Annotated in this window: 18 protein-coding genes; 10 read left to right on the top strand and 8 right to left on the bottom strand. The window is 67.8% G+C overall.

What is annotated here, in order from left to right; all coding sequences use genetic code 11:
• Window positions 1-58: 58 nt before the first annotated feature.
• Window positions 59-2,116 (bottom strand): NAD(+) synthase, encoded by a 2,058-nt coding sequence (locus tag DXK93_RS04780; RefSeq protein WP_054456590.1) that lies wholly within the window; start codon window positions 2,114-2,116, stop codon window positions 59-61.
• 90 nt (window positions 2,117-2,206) lie between these two features.
• A complete protein-coding gene (locus tag DXK93_RS04775) occupies window positions 2,207-3,556 on the bottom strand; it encodes a mechanosensitive ion channel family protein (RefSeq protein ID WP_119449493.1) in 1,350 nt (449 codons plus the stop codon).
• A 135-nt stretch (window positions 3,557-3,691) separates the two neighbouring features.
• Here DXK93_RS04775 and argH point away from each other — a divergent pair, with 135 nt between their 5' ends.
• Complete coding sequence (gene argH / locus DXK93_RS04770) at window positions 3,692-5,110, top strand: argininosuccinate lyase (protein ID WP_119449492.1); 1,419 nt, start codon at window positions 3,692-3,694, stop codon at window positions 5,108-5,110.
• 83 nt (window positions 5,111-5,193) lie between these two features.
• Here argH and DXK93_RS04765 read toward each other — a convergent pair whose 3' ends face one another.
• The 3 genes from DXK93_RS04765 to DXK93_RS04755 all read right to left on the bottom strand — a co-directional run bounded on the left by DXK93_RS04765 (window position 5,194) and on the right by DXK93_RS04755 (window position 6,925).
• On the bottom strand, window positions 5,194-5,613 hold the full coding sequence (locus tag DXK93_RS04765; RefSeq protein WP_054456849.1) for a type II toxin-antitoxin system HicB family antitoxin: 420 nt from the start codon (window positions 5,611-5,613) through the stop codon (window positions 5,194-5,196).
• A gap of 55 nt (window positions 5,614-5,668) precedes the next feature.
• Window positions 5,669-5,854: a type II toxin-antitoxin system HicA family toxin gene (locus DXK93_RS04760; RefSeq protein ID WP_119449491.1), complete on the bottom strand. Its 186-nt coding sequence runs from the start codon at window positions 5,852-5,854 to the stop codon at window positions 5,669-5,671.
• 162 nt (window positions 5,855-6,016) lie between these two features.
• Window positions 6,017-6,925: a LysR family transcriptional regulator gene (locus tag DXK93_RS04755; RefSeq protein ID WP_119449490.1), complete on the bottom strand. Its 909-nt coding sequence runs from the start codon at window positions 6,923-6,925 to the stop codon at window positions 6,017-6,019.
• A 108-nt stretch (window positions 6,926-7,033) separates the two neighbouring features.
• Here DXK93_RS04755 and DXK93_RS04750 point away from each other — a divergent pair, with 108 nt between their 5' ends.
• The gene (locus tag DXK93_RS04750) at window positions 7,034-8,227 is read left to right on the top strand and encodes an MFS transporter (RefSeq protein ID WP_119449489.1); all 1,194 of its coding nucleotides are present in this window, start codon (window positions 7,034-7,036) and stop codon (window positions 8,225-8,227) included.
• A 66-nt stretch (window positions 8,228-8,293) separates the two neighbouring features.
• Here DXK93_RS04750 and DXK93_RS04745 read toward each other — a convergent pair whose 3' ends face one another.
• Window positions 8,294-9,103 carry a helix-turn-helix transcriptional regulator gene (locus DXK93_RS04745; RefSeq protein WP_119449488.1) on the bottom strand — a complete coding sequence of 270 codons (810 nt, stop codon included), beginning with the start codon at window positions 9,101-9,103 and terminating at the stop codon, window positions 8,294-8,296.
• Window positions 9,104-9,251: 148 nt separating this feature from the next.
• Here DXK93_RS04745 and DXK93_RS04740 point away from each other — a divergent pair, with 148 nt between their 5' ends.
• From DXK93_RS04740 to DXK93_RS04705, 8 genes are all read left to right on the top strand, one after another.
• Window positions 9,252-10,952 carry an FAD-dependent oxidoreductase gene (locus DXK93_RS04740; RefSeq protein ID WP_119449487.1) on the top strand — a complete coding sequence of 567 codons (1,701 nt, stop codon included), beginning with the start codon at window positions 9,252-9,254 and terminating at the stop codon, window positions 10,950-10,952.
• Window positions 10,927-11,133 (top strand): hypothetical protein, encoded by a 207-nt coding sequence (locus tag DXK93_RS04735; protein ID WP_054456585.1) that lies wholly within the window; start codon window positions 10,927-10,929, stop codon window positions 11,131-11,133. The genes DXK93_RS04740 and DXK93_RS04735 overlap by 26 nt, the downstream gene beginning before the upstream one ends.
• A gap of 17 nt (window positions 11,134-11,150) precedes the next feature.
• Window positions 11,151-11,732, top strand: coding sequence for a VOC family protein (locus tag DXK93_RS04730; RefSeq protein WP_119449525.1), 582 nt, complete (start codon window positions 11,151-11,153; stop codon window positions 11,730-11,732).
• Between the two features lie 35 nt (window positions 11,733-11,767).
• On the top strand, window positions 11,768-12,727 hold the full coding sequence (locus DXK93_RS04725) for an MBL fold metallo-hydrolase (protein WP_054456584.1): 960 nt from the start codon (window positions 11,768-11,770) through the stop codon (window positions 12,725-12,727).
• A gap of 56 nt (window positions 12,728-12,783) precedes the next feature.
• Window positions 12,784-13,818 (top strand): fumarylacetoacetate hydrolase family protein, encoded by a 1,035-nt coding sequence (locus DXK93_RS04720; RefSeq protein WP_119449486.1) that lies wholly within the window; start codon window positions 12,784-12,786, stop codon window positions 13,816-13,818.
• 12 nt (window positions 13,819-13,830) lie between these two features.
• Window positions 13,831-14,499: a maleylacetoacetate isomerase gene (gene maiA, locus DXK93_RS04715; RefSeq protein WP_119449485.1), complete on the top strand. Its 669-nt coding sequence runs from the start codon at window positions 13,831-13,833 to the stop codon at window positions 14,497-14,499.
• A gap of 217 nt (window positions 14,500-14,716) precedes the next feature.
• Window positions 14,717-15,904, top strand: a complete 1,188-nt coding sequence (locus DXK93_RS04710; RefSeq protein ID WP_233564506.1) for an MFS transporter — start codon at window positions 14,717-14,719, stop codon at window positions 15,902-15,904.
• 38 nt (window positions 15,905-15,942) lie between these two features.
• Window positions 15,943-17,496 (top strand): fumarate hydratase, encoded by a 1,554-nt coding sequence (locus DXK93_RS04705; RefSeq protein ID WP_119449483.1) that lies wholly within the window; start codon window positions 15,943-15,945, stop codon window positions 17,494-17,496.
• Window positions 17,497-17,557: 61 nt separating this feature from the next.
• Here the strand turns inward: DXK93_RS04705 and DXK93_RS04700 are convergent, their stop codons facing one another.
• Window positions 17,558-18,376, bottom strand: coding sequence for a tRNA U-34 5-methylaminomethyl-2-thiouridine biosynthesis protein (locus DXK93_RS04700; protein WP_119449482.1), 819 nt, complete (start codon window positions 18,374-18,376; stop codon window positions 17,558-17,560).
• Between the two features lie 16 nt (window positions 18,377-18,392).
• A complete protein-coding gene (locus tag DXK93_RS04695; protein ID WP_119449481.1) occupies window positions 18,393-19,319 on the bottom strand; it encodes a tRNA U-34 5-methylaminomethyl-2-thiouridine biosynthesis protein in 927 nt (308 codons plus the stop codon).
• Between the last annotated feature and the right edge of the window lie 463 nt (window positions 19,320-19,782).

Here is a 19,782-nt window from a genome sequence, read left to right as displayed (position 1 = left end):
AGAGAATACCACCCGCGGGGGCCCGGACGCCGGGTCCCCCTTGGGCGGGAAATCCCGGTCAGGCCTCGTCGGGAATACGTTCGGCGTCGCGCATCCACACCGCCGACTCGGAGTCGCTGGGCGCGCGCCAGTCGCCGCGCGGCGACAGCGAACCGCCGGAGCCGACCTTGGGCGCGTTCGGCACGCAGGTACGCTTGAACTGGCTGAGGCGGAAGAAACGGTCCAGGAAAATCTTCAGGTTGCGCTTGATGGCCGCCAGATCGTACTGGTTGCGGGCCACGTGGCCGCCCTCGGGCCAGGCGCCGGCCTCGCGGTCGCGCCAGGCCGCCAGCGCCAGGAACGCCACCTTGGTCGGCGCAAAGCCGTAGCGCAGCGTGTAGTACAGGTTGAAGTCCTGTAGTTCATAGGGACCGATGGAGTCTTCGCTCTTCTGCACGGGCTTGTCGTCCGCGCCGCCCGGCACCAGTTCGGGGCTGACGTCGGTGCCCAGCACGTCCAGCAGCACCTGCGCGCCTTCGTCGCCCAGGCGGCCGGATTCCGCGACCCAGCGCACCAGGTGGGTGATGAGCGTCTTGGGCACGCTGGCATTGACGCTGTAGTGCGACATGTGGTCGCCCACGCCGTACGTGCACCAGCCCAGGGCCAGCTCGCTCAGGTCGCCGGTGCCGATGACGATGGCGTTGTTGAAATTCGCGATGCGGAACAGGTGGTTGGTGCGTTCGCCGGCCTGCACGTTCTCGAAGGTGATGTCATAGACCGGCTTGCCGTCGGCATAGGGATGGCCCAGGTCCTTGAGCATCTGCAGGCAGCTGGGCCGGATGTCGATCTCGGAAGCCGTGCACCCCACCACCTCCATCAGCTTGCGCGCCTGCTGCAGCGTGCGCGAGCTGGTGGCGAAGCCCGGCATGGTGACGGCCAGGATGTTGGAGCGCGGCAGGTCCAGCGCGTCCATGGCCTTGGCGCAGACCAGCAGCGCATGGGTGGAATCCAGCCCGCCGGAAATGCCGATGACGACCTTGGACATGCGGCTGGCCGACAGGCGCTGGACCAGGGCCTGGACCTGGATGCTGTAAACCTCCTTGCAGCGGGCGTCGCGGCGCTGCGGGTCGGCCGGCACATAGGGAAAGCGCGCCACGCGCCGCTCCAGCGGCAGCTCGGCGTCTTCCAGCGGCGGATTCACGGGGACCGCCACGCTGCGGAATTTGCGGACTTCGTCCTGGTGGCGACGCACGGACTGGCCGAATGTGGTCTGGCGCATGCGTTCGCGCGACAGGCGTTCGAGGTCTACGTCCGCAAACAGCAGGTGGGAATGGCCGAGGAAGCGTTCGGATTCGCCCAGCAGTTCGCCGTTTTCGTAGATGAGCGCCTGGCCGTCCCAGGCCATGTCGGTGGACGACTCGCCCCGCCCGGCGGAGGTGTACATGTAAGCCGACAGGCAGCGCGCCGACTGCTGCGCCACCAGTTGGTGACGGTACTCCGACTTGCCGACCACGATGTTGGAGGCCGACAGGTTCACCAACACGGTGGCTCCCGCCAGCGCGGCGTAGGAAGACGGCGGGATCGGCACCCAGACGTCTTCGCAGATTTCGACGTGGAACTGGAACAGCGGCAGCTTTTCCATCTGGAAGACCAGCTCGGACCCGAACGGCACAGTCTGCCCCAGCAGGCGGATCTCGGATGCGGTGGCGCAATCGCCGGCGCTGAACTGGCGCGCTTCGTAGAATTCGCCGTAGTTGGGCAGGTAGCTCTTGGGCACCACGCCCAGCACGCGGCCGCCGGCGGCGACCACGGCGCAATTGAACAGCTGATGGGCCACGCGCAACGGCGCGCCGACCACGACGGCGATGTCCATTTCAGCGGTTGCCGCCACCACCTGGGCCAGCGCGGCTTCGCATTCGTCCAGCAGGGCCTTCTGGTGGAACAGGTCGTCGCAGGTATAGGCGGACAGGCCCAGCTCGGGAAACGCCGCCAGCACCGCGCCGCCCTGGGCGGCCTGCTGCGCCAGCGCGATGGTCTGGGCGGCGTTGAAGGCGGGGTCCGCGACCTTGCATTCGGGCACGCCGACAGCCACCCGGGCAAAGCCGTGGGAATACAGGTTGAAGAACGGGTTCGACATCGGGTCTATCGCCAGGGATTTCAACGCCTGGATTATCTCACGGGGCCACCCGCCGGCCCCGCCCCCACGCCTTGCCGCGCCTGCTGTCCGCTAGCGCGGCATCTTCTCGTCGGTCAGGCCGCGTTCCGACGGCGCGGCCAGGCCCGGACGGCCGCCTTCGCCCGCCAGCGCGGCCTGCAAGGCGCCTTCGCGCAGGTGGACGCCCATTGCGCCGATATCGGCGCCGGACGGCTGTTGGTACAGGCGCAGGCCCAGTTCGGGCAGGATGGCCAGCAGATGGTCGAAGATGTCGCCCTGGATGCGCTCGTACTCGACCCAGGCGGTGACGGCGGTAAAGCAATAGACCTCGACCGGGATGCCTTCGGAGGTGGGCTCCATCATGCGCACCATCATCGCCATGTCCTGGCGGACCTCGGGATTCTGTTTCAGATAGGCCAACGCATAGGCCCGCAAGGTGCCGATATTGGTCAGGCGGCGGCGGTTGGCGGGCACGCTGGCCAGTTCGCCCATGGTCTGGTTGGCCTGGGCGATATCGTGGGTCTTGGCCTGCAGGTAGTCATGCAAGAGGCGAAAACGCATCAGCCGCTGCGCCTCGTCGTCGGTCAGGAAGCGCACGCTGGCCGAGTCGATGCGCACGGTGCGCTTGATGCGCCGTCCACCCGATTCGAACATGTGGCGGTAGTTGCGGTAGCTTTCCGAGAACAGCTTGTAGGTGGGCACCGTGGTGACGGTGTTGTCCCAGTTCTGCACCTTGACCGTGTGCAGCGCGATGTCCTTGACGAAGCCGTCGGCGTTCGATTGCGGCATCTCGATCCAGTCGCCGATGCGCAGCATGTCGTTGCTGGTCAGCTGGGTGCTGGCCACCAGCGACAGCAGCGTGTCCTTGAACACCAGCAGCAACACGGCGGACAGCGCGCCCAGGCCGGAAATCATCCAGAGCGGCGAGCGGTCGATCAGGATGGAAAGCACCAAAACGGTGCATACCGCCATCAGGATCAGCTTGCCGATCTGGATATAACCCTTGATGGAGCGGGTCTGCGCCCGGGTGGTGGCGGAATAGGTATCCTGCCAGGCGCTCAGCACCCCGGAAAACGCCACGAACACGCAGATCCAGGCGCCGGCATGCGCCAGCCGGCCGACGATGGTCACCGCCCGCTCGACGTGCGGCACCAGGCCTATGCCCAGCGACACCACGGCGAACGGCACCGCGTACCAGAGGTTCTGGTATGCCCGGCGGCGTTGCAGGGCCTTGTCCCAGTCGCCCCGGCCGCTCAGCACCAGCACGCGATGGGCCAGCAACAGCACGACCCGGGCCACGACCCACTGGACGAACAGCGCCGTCAGGATCAGCGCGGCGATTCCGATCAGCGTCTGCGCCCAGGCTTCGCGCGGCAGATGGGTATCCAATTGGGTGACCAGCTCTTCCCATTCCAGGGGCATAGACTCTCTTCCTGCTCTAAGGTCTTGAAACTAATCCAGGATTATCCGACAAAGGCCGGGCCGGAGGGTTCGCCCCCGCGGAACCCGCGCCCGGCGGCGCGGCCTTGCGCGCCAGGGCCTATAATTCCGCCCATCATGGCAAACACTCCCTCCCCCGATCAAAACCAGTTCGCCAACAAGGCGCAGGCCTGGTCCGCCCGGTTCTCGGAACCGGTTTCCGAACTCGTCAAGCGCTATACGGCGTCCGTGGATTTCGACAAGCGCCTGGCGCGCTACGACATTCAGGGTTCGCTCGCGCACGCGGACATGCTGGCCGCCCAGGGCATCATCGGCGCCCAGGACCTGGCCGACATCCAGCGCGGCATGACACAGATCCTGTCCGAAATCGACGCCGGCAGTTTCCAATGGCTGCTCGACCTCGAAGACGTCCACCTGAACATTGAAAAGCGCCTGGTGGAACTGGTGGGCGACGCGGGCAAGCGCCTGCACACCGGCCGTTCGCGCAACGACCAGGTCGCCACCGACATCCGCCTGTGGCTGCGCGCCGAAATCGACAACCTGCTGGAGCTGCTGCGCCAGCTGCGCCACGCCCTGGCCACGGTGGCCCTGGACAACGCCGGCACCATCATGCCCGGCTTCACGCACCTGCAAGTCGCCCAGCCCGTCACCTTCGGCCATCACCTGCTGGCCTACGCCGAAATGTTCGGCCGCGACGCCGAGCGCCTGGCCGACTGCCGCCGCCGCGTGAACCGCCTGCCGCTGGGCGCCGCAGCCCTGGCCGGCACGTCCTACCCGATCGACCGCGAGCGCGTCGCCAAGACCCTGGGCTTTGACGGCGTGTGCCGCAATTCGCTGGACGCCGTGTCCGACCGCGACTTCGCCATCGAATTCTGCGCCGCCGGCGCGCTGATCATGACGCACGTCTCGCGCCTGTCCGAAGAGCTGGTGCTCTGGATGAGCCCGCGCGTGGGCTTCATCGACCTGGCCGACCGCTTCTGCACCGGCAGCTCGATCATGCCGCAGAAAAAGAACCCCGACGTGCCCGAGCTGGCCCGCGGCAAGACCGGCCGCGTCAACGGCCACCTGGTCGCCCTGCTGACCCTGATGAAAGGCCAGCCCCTGGCCTACAACAAGGACAACCAGGAAGACAAGGAAGGCCTGTTCGACACCGTCGACACCGTGCGCGACACGCTGACGATCTTCGCGGACATGGCCGGCGGCATCAAGGTCAAGGCCGACAACATGCGCGCCGCCGCCCTCCAAGGCTTCGCCACCGCCACCGACCTGGCCGACTACCTGGTCAAGCGCGGCGTGCCGTTCCGCGACGCCCACGAAGTCGTGGCCCACGCCGTGCGCGACTGCGAACAGCGCGGCTGCGACCTGGCCGACCTGTCGCTGGACGAACTCAAGGCCTACCACGCCAGCATCGGCGACGACGTGCACCAGGTCCTGACCCTGGAAGGCTCGGTCGCGGCCCGCAAGCACGTGGGCGGCACCGCCCCCGAGCGCGTGGCCGAGGAAGCCCGGCGCGTGCTGCAGGAAACTGCGGAGTAAGCCTGGTTTTCCGATGCAAGATGATCGGCCCCGTTAGCGGGGCCGATTTTCATTGACATGCGGGACTTGCAGGCTTGCCAGCCTCAGGCAATCGACACGTCCAGGCGGCGCCCAAGCTGCCCGAGAGCGGATTCGACTTGCTCGATCCGGGATGCGTGTCGCACGTTGAGCAACCGGTCCACTTGCGGCATGTGAACCCCCATGCGCCTCGCCAACTCGGCCTTGCGCACCCCCTGAAGAATCATCTCGTTCGACAGAAAAACCTTGCTGGTGACCAAGGCGGGCAAGGTTACTGACGCCTGGCCCTTGGCAGGTTTGGAGGGCATGGGAATGGGGCGACGCGCCTCGAAGTAGATCTCCAGCGCAGCTTCGAGCGCCTCTTCGGCGTTGATTGCCGCCTCATCGACGTCCTGCCCTACGGCTAGCGCTTCTGGAATATCGCGAAACCGGACTAGCCACGTATCGTTGGAGTCGCGAGTCAGGGTATAGGGATAGGTCAGCATTTGGGCTTCCGTTTGATGAATGTGCCAGGCAAGGCTGTCCACGTGACGCACGGCGTCATTTCAAACCGAGCTGTTTCTTGATTTCGCTTTCCAGATGCTTGCCCATTTCCTTGGACCCATGATGTGGAAAGATAGTGGTCACGCCGTTCAAGGTAACCCGGTAATGGCTGCTGCCTGACTTATGCGGCACAAACACTGCCCCTTGTCGTTCCAGCCATCTCTTGAATTCGCTGTATTTCATGACCGATGGTCACGGCCTGATTGAGCATAAACAAAAATGTTGAATAAATAAACAGAACTGTTTACTTGAGCCGTCCTCCTCCCACCATGAGCGTAGAAGACGTAGGAACAGCGCGGCGCAGGGCCGTCACTTTCTCAGACCAAACGATATTGCGGCCGCCCGCTACACGATGCTGAGCGACTCCCCCAGCATTTCCACCACCGCATCCACCTTGGGCAGCAACTGCTTGCCCAGCGGCCACGCCAGGTACAGCGACAGGCCTTCGGTGGCCAATTGCGGCAGCACCTCGACCACCCGGCCGTCGCGCAAGGCGTCGGCCGCCAGCCAGGTCGCCAGTTGCGCGATGCCGAAGCCGGCGGCGACGGCGTCGACCTGGGCTTCGGCGCTGTCCAGCATCATCACGCCGTCGATGGGCCGCAGGCTGGCGGGCCCGGCGCCCTGCGCGATGCGCCACACCGGGGACTCCCCGTCCGCGCGGCCGTAGGCCACCGCGTCATGCTGCGCCAGGTCGTCGGCGGTAAGCGGGGTGCCGCGTTGCGCCAGGTATTGCGGCGAGGCGCAGAAAATCACGCGTTCCGAACCCAGGTAACGGTGGCCCAGGCCGGGCGCCCACTGCTGCGGCCCGCCGATGCGCACCGCCACGTCTATGCCTTCGGCGGCCAGATCGACATGGCGGTCCGTGAAGGACACCTGCGGGCGCAACAGCGGATGGCGCTTGAAGAACTCCAGCAGCAGCGGCAGCGCGACCCGGCGGCCGAAGGTCGCGGGCAGGTCCAGGCGCAGGCGGCCGGCCGGCTCCTGGCGCTGCGCCGCCAACACCGCCTCGGCGTCCTGCAATTCGGCCAGCACGCGCACGCAGGTGCGGTAGTAGGCGCTGCCCGCGTCCGTCAGCGCCAGACGGCGCGTACTTCGTTCAAACAAGCGGGTGCGCAGGCGGGCTTCCAGACGCGCGACGCTCTTGCCCACGGCCGACGCAGTGAGGTGGAGCCGGTCGGCGGCGGCGGTGAAGCTGCCTGCGTCCGCGGTGGTGACGAAAGCTTCGATGCCTTTCAGGCGTTCGGATGGAATCATGGCGGCGAATATTAAGGAATCAGATTCCTTAATTCATGGAATAAATACCCGAGATAAGAAATTCTATCTCCAATATCGTTCAAGACCGTCTTCCTCTTGAACCCATCCATGCTTGAAACTTCCCTCGCATCGCCATCCGTTTCCACCCGCTCCGGCGCGCTTTCCATCGCCATCCTCGCCGTCGCGGCCTTCGTCATCGTTTCCACGGAGTTCCTGATCGTCGGGCTGCTGCCCGAACTGGCACGCGACCTGTCCATCTCGGTAACCGCCGCGGGCCAGCTTGTGACCCTGTTCGCGTTCACGGTGATGCTGTCCGGACCGCTGCTGACGGCGGCGGTGTCGCACCTGGAGCGCAAGCGCCTGTTCGTCGCGATCCTGCTGGTCTTCGCCGCCGCCAATGCGCTGGCCGCGGTCGCGCCCAACATCTGGGTGCTGGCGCTGGCGCGCTTCATACCCGCGCTCGCCCTGCCGGTGTTCTGGGGCACCGCCAGCGAAGCCGCCGCGCAACTGGCCGGCCCCCGCAGCGCCGGACAGGCGGTGGCGCGCGTCTACCTGGGCATCTCCGCCGCCCTGCTGTTCGGCATTCCGCTGGGCACGCTGGCGGCCACGTCCATAGGCTGGCGCGGCAGTTTCTGGGGACTGGCCGCGCTGTCCCTGGCGCTGGCCGTCTTGATGTGGGCCTGCATGCCGGCCTTGCCGCGCCCGCCGCGCGCAGGCTTGCGCGAGCAGGCGCGGATTCTGCGGGATCCGCGCCTGCTGGCCCACGTCGCCCTGTCCGTCGCGGTGTTCACCGCGATGTTCACTGCCTACACCTATCTGGCCGACGTGCTGGAACGCATCGCCGGCGTTCCGCCGGCGCAGGTGGGTTGGTGGCTGATGGGCTTTGGCGCGGCGGGCCTGGCCGGTAACTGGCTGGGCGGACTGGCGGCGGACCGCAATCCGTTGGCCGCGACCCTGGCGTTCACCGTGCTGCTGGGCCTGGGCATGATGGCCACCGCGCCGCTGGCGGCGACGCTGGCCGGGCTGCTGCCGGCGCTGGCCGCCTGGAGCATCGCCAACACCGCGCTGTATCCGGTGTGCCAGGTGCGCGTAATGCAGGTCGCGCCGCAAGCCCAGGCCATGGCAGGCACGCTGAACGTATCGGCGGCCAATGCCGGCATCGGCGCCGGCGCCATGCTGGGCGGATGGGCGATCGCGCAATGGGGGCTGGGCAGCGTGGGCTATATCGCAGGGGCCGTGGCGCTGCTGGCGGCGCTGGCGGTTCCTGCCATCGCCCGGCTGCGGCCATCCGCCGCGGCCTGACCGCGGGCAAGCGCTACCCGACGCCCGCGAGCCGGCGCCGAAACCCGGCAGCAGCAGCCCCGACGCTCAGCGCCCGCCCGCCTCCGGCATACAGGCCGGCACGGCGCGCGCGGCCGGCGCCTTGATCAGGAACTCCTTCAGGCTGGCCACGTTGTTCTTCTTGAAGATGCGGTTCTTGTAGGTGACCACGGTGGTGGGCGACAGGCCCAGTTCGCGCCCCACTTCCTTCGCCGTATGGCCCTGGCGCAGCAAGTCCGCCACCTGGATCTCGCGCAACGACAGGCCGCTGCACCAGGACGGCGCGCGCGGCGCGTCCGTTTCCGCGCGGCACAACTGGTGATGACGCCGCGCCAACGCGATCAGCAGGGGCGCTCGCCCGCGCATCAGTTCGGCTACGTCCGGCGAATGGGCGTGCGAGAAATACAGGTTCAGGTAGCTGATGCCCTCATCGCGGCAGCCGATGAGCGAAATCTTGCTGGCAAAGCCCGGGCGCTCGAACAATACGCGGCGGTACTCGTCATCCGCGATGCGTTCGGGCGACGCGGTCTGGACGACCAGGTCGGGATGGTGGCCGGGCCGGCACGCCATGTCGCGCAGCAGTCCGTAATTGGGGTCGCGCCGGTAGAACTCGTTGTCCACGAACACATTCGTGGTCCATTCGATCAGGGACTGGTTGAGCAGGCTGGCGGCCGACGAATACTGCACCGAGCCCTCGTGGCCGTAGAACACGTGCGACACGTGGTCGGCGGCCACGGTTTCGCGCAACGCCAGCAACAGCGCGGCATGGAACATCGGACCGCCCAGGTCCATGACGGCGGACTCGGCCCAACGGTCCGGCCCCCCGCCCGCGGGCATAGGGTTGTTTGTCTCTTCCATGGTGTCGTTTTCCCCCGCTTGCGCGTGTTTTCCCGATTCTAAGGTCATCCCCCGCCGCCGCGATGTCCTCTTCCGTGAGGACATGACGGACCCGCGCGGCGCTCCTAGAGTGGGGCCTGCAACAAACCACATCGAACTAGGGAAAACGATGAAAGAGCTTCCCATCTATCCATACGTCAGGCCCGAGGAAATGGACCGCCCGCGCCGCGATCCGCATCCGGTGGCGGTCGTGGGGGCCGGATTGACCGGGTTGACGCTGGCGCTGGATCTGGTACGGCGCGGCATCCCCGTGGTCGTGCTGGACGACGACAACACCGTCGGCGTGCGTGGCCTGGCCTCGCGCGGCATGGTCTGGGCGCAGCGCACGCTGGACATCTTCGACCGGCTCGGCATGGCCGGCGACGTGGTCGGCAAGGGCGTGCGCTGGAACGTGGGCCGCGTGCTGTGCCGCGACATGGCGGTGGCCTCATTCACGCTGCAAGACCAGCCCGACATGCGCCACAACGGCTTCGTCAACCTGCAGCAGTACTACCTGGAAGCCTTCCTGGTGGACGCGCTGATGCGCGAGCCGCTGGCCGAGCTGCGCTGGTTGAACCGCGTCGCCGGCATCGAACCGCAAGCGGACGGCCCGGCGACGCTGCAGGTGGAGACGCCCGACGGCGTCTATCTGTGCCGCGCGCAATGGGTCGTCGCCTGCGACGGCGCGAAGAGCGCGGTGCGCGGCATGCTGGGCCTGAGTCCGCGGGTCTACGACCAGACCGAGGACCGCTGGATCATCATCGACATCGTGCTGCGCGACACCACCTGGCCGGAGGAACGCTGGACCTGGCTGGACGCGCGCAGCAACCATGGCCGCGCGGTCTGGCGCCACAAGATGGCCGATGACACCTGGCGGCTGGATTTCCAACTGCGCGCGGACGAAGACCCGGCCGAGGCGGCAACGGACGCGGCGATGCGCCAGCGCGTGTGGGACCTGCTGGGCGAACGCGTGGAATTCGACATCGCCTGGCACGGCGTCTGGGCCTACCGCCATGAATGCCTGGACAGCCTGCGCCACGACCGCGTGCTGTTCGCAGGCGACTCGGCCCACCTGGTCGCGCCCTTCGGCGCGCGCGGCGGCAACGGCGGCATCCAGGACGCCGACAACCTGGGCTGGAAGCTGGCCCTGCTGCTGCAAGGCCGCGCGGGCGACTCCCTGCTGGACACCTACAGCGTGGAGCGCAAGCACGCCGCGATGGAGAACATCCGCCAGGCGCGCCGCTCCTCGCGCTTCGTCTACCCGGGCGCGGCCCGCTCGGCCGCGCTGTGGCGCGACGCCATCATCGACCTGGCGCCGCGCCACGCCGTCGCCGCCCGCATGATCAACACCGGCCGCCTGTGCATGCCGGCCATCTATCCCGAATCTGCGCTGGCTTGCGGCCCGCACGTCCTGGCCGGGCGCGCGCTGCCCAACGTGGTGCTGCGGCAAAGCGACGGCCTGACGCTGCACGGGTTGCTTGGCCCCTGGTTCACCGTCCTGGTGTTCGGCGATGCCCTGCCGGCCGGCGTAGAGGACGACGACGGCCTGCTGCGCTGGACCGCCGTCGGGCCGCTGTGCGATGAGCGTGGACGCGCGGCTCTGGCGCACCAGCTCGGCCAGACGCTGGACGGCCAGGCCTGGCTGCTGCGCCCCGACCAGCACGTCATGGCCGCCGCCACACCCGAGACGCGCGATCCCCAGGCCGTGCAGGCCTGGATCAGCGCGGCGCTGGATGCGCCCGGCGCCCGTACCGCCCCCCTATCCGAGGCCCGCGGCCTCTACCGCTCAACCGGAGGCGCCAGCCATGCCGCTATCCCAGCAACAGCTTGACGACCTGCTCGAGCGCCTCATTGCACTGACCAACGTGCCCGACCCCGCGGCCCAGCGCGACAGCCTGGCCCGGCTGTCGCTTCTGCTCATCGAAGCCGTGGACGACGCGGCCCGTGTGCAGGCGGCGGTCGACGAGATGCTGGCGAGCCAGCCCGGTTCGCCCGCCTTGAACATTCCATGAACCACGGAGACGGCGCCATGACGCTGCAACACCCCCCTGCCTGCCCCGCCATCCAGGGCCTGCACCACTTCGCCTGGCGTTGCCGCGACGCGGAAGAAACCCGGCATTTCTACGAAGACATCCTGGGCCTGCCGCTGGTGCACGTGGTCAAGGAAGAACGCGTGCCCTCCACCGGCGAGCACTGCCCCTTCGTGCACCTGTTCTTCGAATTCGCCGATGGCTCCCACATCGCCTTCTTCGATCTGGGCGACAACGGACTGAGCCAGCCCGATCCCGCCACGCCGCGCTGGGTCAACCACTTCGCCATGGAGATCCGCGGCGAGGCCGAGCTGGAGCGGATGCGCCAGCGTCTGCTGTCCCACGGCGTCGAGGTGGTGGGGCCGACCGACCACCACTTCATCCGCTCCATCTATTTCTTCGACCCCAACGGCATCCGGCTCGAACTGACCCTGCGCCTGCCCGTGGACGACTACGTGGCCCGCAAGCGCCGCAGCGCCCACGACGACCTGGCCGCCTGGACCCGCGACAAGGCCGCCGGGCTGATGCCCGGCGCCACCGGCACCAGCAGCCAGCAGCGCGGCCAAGTCCACGCCAGCTGAACCGCCGCCCACTTTCCATTCATTAAAGGAACACCATGAGCAAACCCTTCGCCTCCCAGGCCGACCTGGCGGAAAAGAAGATCTCCTTCGAACGCCTGTCCGACAACGCCTACGCCTACGTTGCCGACGGCGACCCCAACTCGGGCGTGATCATCGGCGACGACAGCGTGATGGTGGTCGACGCGACCGCGACGCCGGCCATGGCGCAGGCGCTGATCCGCGCGATCCGCGGCGTCACGGACAAGCCCATCCGCCACGTGGCGCTGACGCACTACCACGCCGTGCGCGTGCTGGGCGCGTCGGCCTTCGCCGCCGAGGGCGCGGCCAACGTGTACGCCAGCCGCGGCACGCATGAGCTCATCGTCGAACGCGGCCAGGCCGACATGGACTCGGAGATCGGCCGCTTCCCGCGGCTGTTCCAGTCCGCCGAGACCATACCCGGGCTGACCTGGCCCACCGTGGTGTTCGAGCGCGAACTGACCGTGTTCCTGGGCAGCCTCGAAGTGCGCATGCTGCACCTGGGCGCCGGCCACACCCGGGGCGACTCCATCGTCTGGATTCCGTCGCAGGGCATCTGTTTTTCCGGCGACCTGGTGGAATTCAACGCGGGCGTGTACACGGGCGATGCCTATTTGTCCGACTGGCCCGCCACGCTGGACGCCCTGCAGGCGCTGGAGCCGCGCCAGATGGTGCCGGGCCGCGGCCCCGCGCTGACCACGCCCGCCGCCTGCCGCGAAGCCATCGGCTACACGCGCAGCTGGGTCGAAACGCTGTACGGCTGCGCGCGCCAGGGCGTGGAGCAAGGCAAGAGCCTGAAGCAGGTCTATGAGGACACGCGCCGCGTCATGGACCCCGAGTTCGGTCACGTCGTCATCTACGAACACGCCATTCCCTTCGATGTTTCGCGCGCCTATGACGAGGCCAGCGGCATCGCCGATCCGCGCGTCTGGACCGCCCAGCGCGACCGCGACATGTGGGCTGAACTCACCGCCTGATCCCGCACGACAAGGCCCCAGCGCGGGCCTGCCTATCCGATACGGAGTACCTGAAGATGAAACTCGCCACCCTGACCAACGGCGCCCGCGACGGCGTCCTGGCCATCGTCAACCGCGACCTGACCCGCATGCGCGCCGTGCCGCACATCGCGGCCACCTTGCAGCAGGCGCTGGACGACTGGGCCCGCGCCGCGCCGCTGCTGCAGGCCGAATACGAATCGTTGAACGCCGGCGACGGCGCCAGCCTCCCCTTCGACCCCGCCCGCTGCGCCGCCCCCCTGCCGCGCGCCTACCAATGGCTGGATGCATCGGCCTACCTGAACCATGTAGAGCTGACGCGCCGCGCCCGCGGCGGCGAGATGCCGCCTTCGTTCCTGACCGATCCGCTGATGTACCAGGGCGCCTCGGATGACTTCATGGGCCCCTGCGAGGACATCACCGCCGCCAGCGAGGAACTGGGCGTGGACCTGGAAGCGGAGATCGTGGTGGTGACCGACGACGTGCCGCTGGGCGTGGACGCCGACACGGCGCTCGAACACATCGTGCTGCTGGGCCTGGTCAACGACGTGACCCTGCGCAACGTGGTGCTGCCAGAGCTGTCCAAGGGCTTCGGCTTCCTGCAGGGCAAGCCCGCCTCGGCGCTGTCGCCCGTGCTCGTCACGCCTGATGAGCTGGCCCCCTACTGGCGCGGCGGCAAGCTGCACCGCGCCATGCAAGTGTGGCTCAACGGCCAACAGATCGGCCGGCCCCAGGCGGGCGAGGAAATGCAGTTCCACTTCGGCGAACTGATCGCGCACGCGGCCCGCACGCGCCGCCTGGGCGCGGGCACGCTGGTGGGCAGCGGCACCATTTCGAATGCCAGCGACGCGGCCGGCGTGTGTTGCCTGGTCGAGGCGCGCGTGCGGGAGAAGTTGCGCGACGGCGAAATGCGCACGCCCTTCCTCAAGCATGGCGACCGTGTGTGCATCGGCATGCGCGACGACGCGGGCGCAAGCCTGTTCGGCGACATCGACCAGCAGGTGCGCATTCCCGGCACGCGCCCCTTGCCTGGCACCGTATCGGCCGACGCTTCTGAGCCCGCCGCTGCCTGACCGGAGACCGCCATGGCCGATACGCCTGCCCTCACCCTGCACAGCTACTGGCGCAGTTCCGCGGCCTACCGGGTCCGCATCGCCCTGGCCTTGAAAGGCCTGCCTTACCGGCAGGTCACCTGGCACATGGTCAAGGGCGAGCACCAGCAGCCCGCCTACCGCTCGCTCGCGCCCTTCGGCCTGGTGCCCATGCTGGAAATCGACGGCCTGCGCCTGCAGCAGTCGCTGGCCATCATCGAGTACCTGGACGAGCGGCATCCCGGCGCGCCGCTGCTGCCGGCCGATCCGGCGCTGCGCGCGCAGGCCCGCGCGCTGGCGCAACTGGTCGCCTGCGAAATGCATCCGCTCAACAACCTGCGCGCGCTCAAGCGCCTGCGCGCCCAGTTCGGCGCGGATGACGAACAGATCCAGGACTGGTACCGCCACTGGTGCGCCGAGGGCTTCCAGGCCTTCGAGGCGGCGCTGCCCGTGGCGCAGGACGGCGGCTACGCGCTGGGCGCCGCGCCCACGCTGGTCGAGTGCTATCTGATCCCGCAGGTCTACAACGCCTTGCGCTACGGCGCGGACCTGACGCCCTTCGAACGGGTCCGCGCCATCGTCCAGGCCTGCGCCAGCCTGCCCGCGTTCGTAGCGGCCCGTCCGGAAAACCAGCCCGACGCGCCGCAGAGCGCCGCGGCCTAGGCAACGCCTCCCAATAAGAAGCTGAATCGCCGCATCCCCCCACGGAGACAACCATGCAGACAGAAATTCCCGCCGACGGCGCCGCCGTCGCTTCCGCCCGCCGGTCCGCATCCGGCCCGCTGGTCAGCGCCGACGACCGCAAGGTACTGGCCGCCACCTGGTCGGCTCGGCCATCGAGTGGTACGACTACTTCATCTACGTCCAGGCCGCGGGATTGGTGCTGGGTTCGCTGTTCTTCGCGCCCTTCGCCAAGGAAAATCCCGAGCTGTCGCTGATCCTGTCCTTCGCGACGGTGGGCGTGGCCTTCCTGTTCCGGCCGCTGGGCGCCATCGTCTGCGGCCATCTGGGTGACCGCTACGGCCGCAAGCGGGTGCTGGCGGCCACGCTGATCCTGATGGGCGTGTCCACCGCGCTGATCGGCGTGCTGCCCACCTACGCGCAGATCGGCATCTGGGCGCCGGTGATGCTGGTGACGCTGCGCGTGCTGCAAGGGTTCTCCGCCGGCGGCGAATGGGGCGGCGCGGCGCTCATGGCGGTCGAGCACGCGCCGCGCGACCGGCGTTCGCTGTTCGGCGCCTTCCCCCAGATCGGCGTACCGCTGGGCATGATCGTCGCCACCGGCGTGCTGTGGTGCATTACCTCCCTGGTCGGCCCCGACAACTTCATGGCCTGGGGTTGGCGCGTGTCTTTCCTGCTGTCCATCGCGCTCATCATTGTCGGCGTCTTCATCCGCCGCGCAGTCGAGGAATCGCCGGTGTTCCTGGAGATGCAGTCGCGCCGCAGCCATTCCTCGGCGCCGCTGGGCACGCTGTTGCGCAAACATCCGCGCCAGATCCTGCTGACCACGCTGATCTTCGTGGGCAACAGCACGGCGGGTTACCTGCTGGTCGGCTTCTTCATCAGCTACGGCAGCCGGGCGCTGCGCATGCCGCCACAGCAGGTGCTGATGATCTGCACGCTGGCCGCGGCCTGCTGGCTGGGCACCACGCTGCTGGGCGGCTGGCTGGGCGACCGCATCGGCCGCGTGCGCACCTTCCAGCTCGGCTACGTGCTGCTGGCGCTGTGGGCCATACCGATGTGGTCCTTCGTCGACTCCGGCGACGTCATGCAATTCGCCTTCGCCCTGGCCGTGCTGTCGGTGCCGCTGGGCCTGACCTACGGCCCGCAGGCCGCGCTGTACGCCGAGATGTTCCCGGCCGACGTGCGCTACTCGGGCGTGTCGGCAGGCTACGCGCTGGGCTCCATCCTGGGCGGCGCCTTCGCCGCGATGATCGCGCAGTCCATCATCACCGCCACCGGACAGTCCTGGCACGTAGGCGTCTACGTCATCGCCATGGCCGTGGTGTCGTTCGTCGCCGTGAGCCTGGTCAAGGACCGGCCCGGCGTCACGCTGCACGCCGATTGAACTTGATCCTCTGCCAAAGTCACCTGCCCTCGCACGCCATGAGCACCTTCATCCGCCAGGACGACCTGATCGAATCCATCGCCAGCGCGCTGCAGTACATCAGCCATTACCATCCGGCCGATTACATCGCGCACCTGGCCCGCGCCTATGAACGCGAAGCCAGCGCGCCGGCGCGCGACGCCATGGCTCAGATCCTGGCCAGCTCGCGCATGGCCGCCATCGGTAAGCGGCCGATCTGCCAGGACACCGGCATCGTCAACGTCTTCCTGGAGGTCGGCATGGACGTGCGCTGGGAGGGCTTTGGCGGCAGCCTGGAAGACGCCGTCAACGCCGGCGTGCGGCGCGCCTACCTGGACCCGGACAATCCGCTGCGGGCCTCGGTGGTGGCGGACCCGCTGTTCAGCCGCGGCAATACCCGCGACAACACGCCCGCCGTTATCAACACACGCATCGTGCCGGGCGCAAGCGTGGCCGTCACGGTCGCGGCCAAGGGTGGCGGTTCGGAAAACAAGGCGCGGCTGGCCATGCTGAACCCGGCCGACAGCATCGTCGACTGGGTGCTGGCGCAGATTCCCGCCATGGGCGCCGGCTGGTGTCCGCCCGGCATGCTGGGCATAGGCGTGGGCGGCACCGCCGAAAAAGCGGTGCTGCTGGCCAAGGAAAGCCTGATGCAGCCGCTGGACATGCACGAACTGCAGGCGCGGGCGCAGCGCGGCGATGCACTGACGCCCGAGGACGCGCTGCGGCTGGAACTGCACGAGCGCGTCAACGCGCTGGGCGTGGGCGCGCAGGGCCTGGGCGGCCTCACCACGGTACTGGACGTGAAGATCAAGACCTACCCCACGCATGCGGCCGCCAAGCCCATCGCGCTGATCCCCAATTGCGCGGCCACGCGCCATGCAAGCTTCGTGCTGGACGGATCCGGCCCCGCACACCTGGCCCCGCCCTCGCTGGATCTCTGGCCCGACCTGGGACCCGGGCGCGGATCCAGCGCCGGTCGGCGCGTGAACCTGGACACCCTCACCCGCGAGGAGGTCGCGTCCTGGCGCGCCGGCGAAACCTTGCTGCTAAACGGCCGCATGCTGACCGGACGCGATGCCGCGCACCAGCGCATCCGCGAAATGCTGGCCCGCGGCGAGCCCCTGCCCGCCGACTTCTGCGGCCGCGCCATCTACTACGTGGGCCCGGTGGACGCCGTGCGCGACGAGGCCGTCGGCCCTGCCGGCCCGACCACGTCCACGCGTATGGACGGCTACACCGACATGATGCTGGAGCGCACGGGACTGCTGACGATGATAGGCAAGGCCGAGCGCGGCCCGCAGGCGGTCGAGTCAATCCGACGCCACCGGGCGGCCTACCTGATCGCCGTGGGCGGCGCGGCCTATCTCGTCTCCCGCGCCATCCGCAGCGCCCGGGTGGTCGCGTTCGAGGACCTGGGCATGGAAGCGATCCACGAGTTCGAAGTCCAGGACATGCCCGTGACCGTGGCGGTGGACGCGGAGGGGGGCAACCTGCATGTGTCGGGGCCGGCGCAATGGCGCCGCACGGCGGGGACCAGGGAGATACCGGTGGCGCTGGCGGGCGCTGCCTGACCACGGGGATTGGCGCCCCCTCGAAGGCGCCGCGCGGTATGCGCCACGGCTCGGCGCGTGTTCAATCCAGCTTGAATTCCACCACGGCTCCACCGCTGCCATAAAGCGGCGCATATTCCAGCACATTGGCGCCGCGGAACCGATCGCCCACCGCGCCCAGCAGCCAGGACATGTGCTTGAAGCCCATCTCCGCCTTGGCCTGCCCGGCGTACTCGGGCATGAGTTCACGCAGTTTTCCGGCGTCGCCGCTTTCCAGCAGCGCCAGCATGCGGCGGTTCCAGTCGTCGAAGGTCTGGGAGATCAAGCGGTCGGATTCCGGCGCCACAGGCTCGCGGAACATGGTGTTGGACAGGCCGCCTATGCCGATGACCGCCGCCCGCTTGCCCTGGGCCGCGGCCGCCTGCAAGGCGATGCGGCTGAGCTGCTCCGTCTGCGCGTTGTCGTGATACAGGTTATTGGCCGCCAGCGTCACGGGCAGCTTGTCGGTGCCGAAGCCCATCAGCGTGCTGACCGTGATGGTGCCCGTATCGATGGGAAACTGGTCGTAGTCCACGCCGCGCGCATGGATGCCGGCGTCGCGGCAGCCCTGCACGCAGGCTTCTGCCAAGCCCGTATCGCTGGCGATGTCAAAGGGCAGCTCGCCGTACTCGTGCCAGTTCTCGTCCACGTGCACACCGGTGCTGCGCGCGCGGGTGATCCACAGCTGGTCCAGCACCGCCATCCACTGCGTCGAATACACCAGCACCACGTCGGGCCGGGAAGCGGCCAGCGACTCGCCGGCCGCGCGCAGCGCCTGATGCAGCCGCCCCCAGGGCGCCACGTCGCTGCGCAACTGCGGCAGCGGGCTGCCGGGAACGAGAAATGCGGAAACGAGGGTCATTGCATGTCTCCAACGGCTAGGCCGTAACGCCAGCGGGGGCTTCAAGGCGGGACAGCCCGGCCTCCTGCAGATTCCATTCCATCACCGCGTTGCCGGTGCCGATCACGGTGCCGTAGCCATGGAACTTGCCCGCCAGCTGCGGATAGCCCATGGCCGCGTGCATCCAGGTGAACGCGCCGGATTTCACTTCGGCGAAGGCTTCGTCGATGAACTGGGGCAGGAGTTCGAACACCTCGCCCATCCTGCCCTTGCGCATCAGTTCGATCATGCGGATGTCCCACAGATAGCCGTCGTAACGCGCCGGATGCTCCTTGGACATGTCCTCGGGCACCTCGGGCTGCTCGTGGAAATGCCAGTGCGACAGCGTATTGCTGGCGAGCAGGACCGCCCGCCGCCCGCTCTTGCGTATGGCTTCGCGCGTGGCCCGGCCCAGCAGGTCCATTTCCTTCTGCCCCTCTTTGGTGTCGAGGTAGTACGGCGTGTTGTTCGCCGACAGCCCCACCACCGGGATGTCCCATTGCGGCCGCACCATGTGCAGCGTGGTGATGGTGCCGTAGTCCACCCTGAACTTCGGATTGCGCATCATCTTGGTGACCAGGCCCAGCTTGCTGCCTTCCTCGCAACAGGCTTCGGCCAGTTCCACGTCCACGTCCATGCCGAAGTCGTAGCGGAACAGGTCGGGAAAGATCGGATCGACCGAGCGGCCCGCCAGGCGCGGCACGCCCAGGAAATGGTGGCCCACCTGGGTGATCCAGTGCGGCGAATGCACCAGCAGCACGTCCGGCTGCAGGCGTTCGATGCTCTCTCGCACGTGGTCGTAGGCCCAGCGCAGGCTTTCCCAGCCGCCGCGCGAGCGCGGCTCGTTCTGCGGCGGGTTCTCGCCGTACACCAGGTGCGGCGGGTGGGGAGCCAGGAATCCGGAAAGAATTTCGCCGTCCTTCATTGCTTACTCCTTTGCGAGAGCAGTGGGAACCCGTTAGGCCGGTGCGACGCCTGTCATTTTGTACGTATACGTACTGGATTCGAGTATCGATTCGTGCAAGGCCGCTGTCAACGGGCGGCGCGTCCTCAGAAGATAGGGAGTTTCCCCGAGCGGCCACGAAAAAAAGGAGCAGCGATGGCTGCTCCTTTGAAAAGACCCTACGAAAAAACCGTTTCCATCATCGCGTGCGGAGATGGCCGGTTTCTCGCGGCGCCGGCGGGCGCGATATAGCCTTGGGCGGCATTACACGCCATCTTTGGCCCCATGCATATCACTGAAATTGGGTATTTTGCGTCCGGCAGCAACGTCAACGCATAGTTGGCCACATCCAGAAACAACCGCCCGCGCCACTCCGATATCATCGCGGCTCCCTGCGCCCCGCCCGCCCGTCCATGCGTCCCTCACCCTGTCTCTTATACACATC

The organism is Achromobacter sp. K91 (assembly GCF_003576205.1).
In the GTDB taxonomy this organism is placed as follows: domain Bacteria; phylum Pseudomonadota; class Gammaproteobacteria; order Burkholderiales; family Burkholderiaceae_B; genus Achromobacter; species Achromobacter aegrifaciens.
The sequence above is the reverse complement of the archived record's forward strand: the minus strand, read 5'-3'. Positions and strand labels throughout refer to the sequence as shown.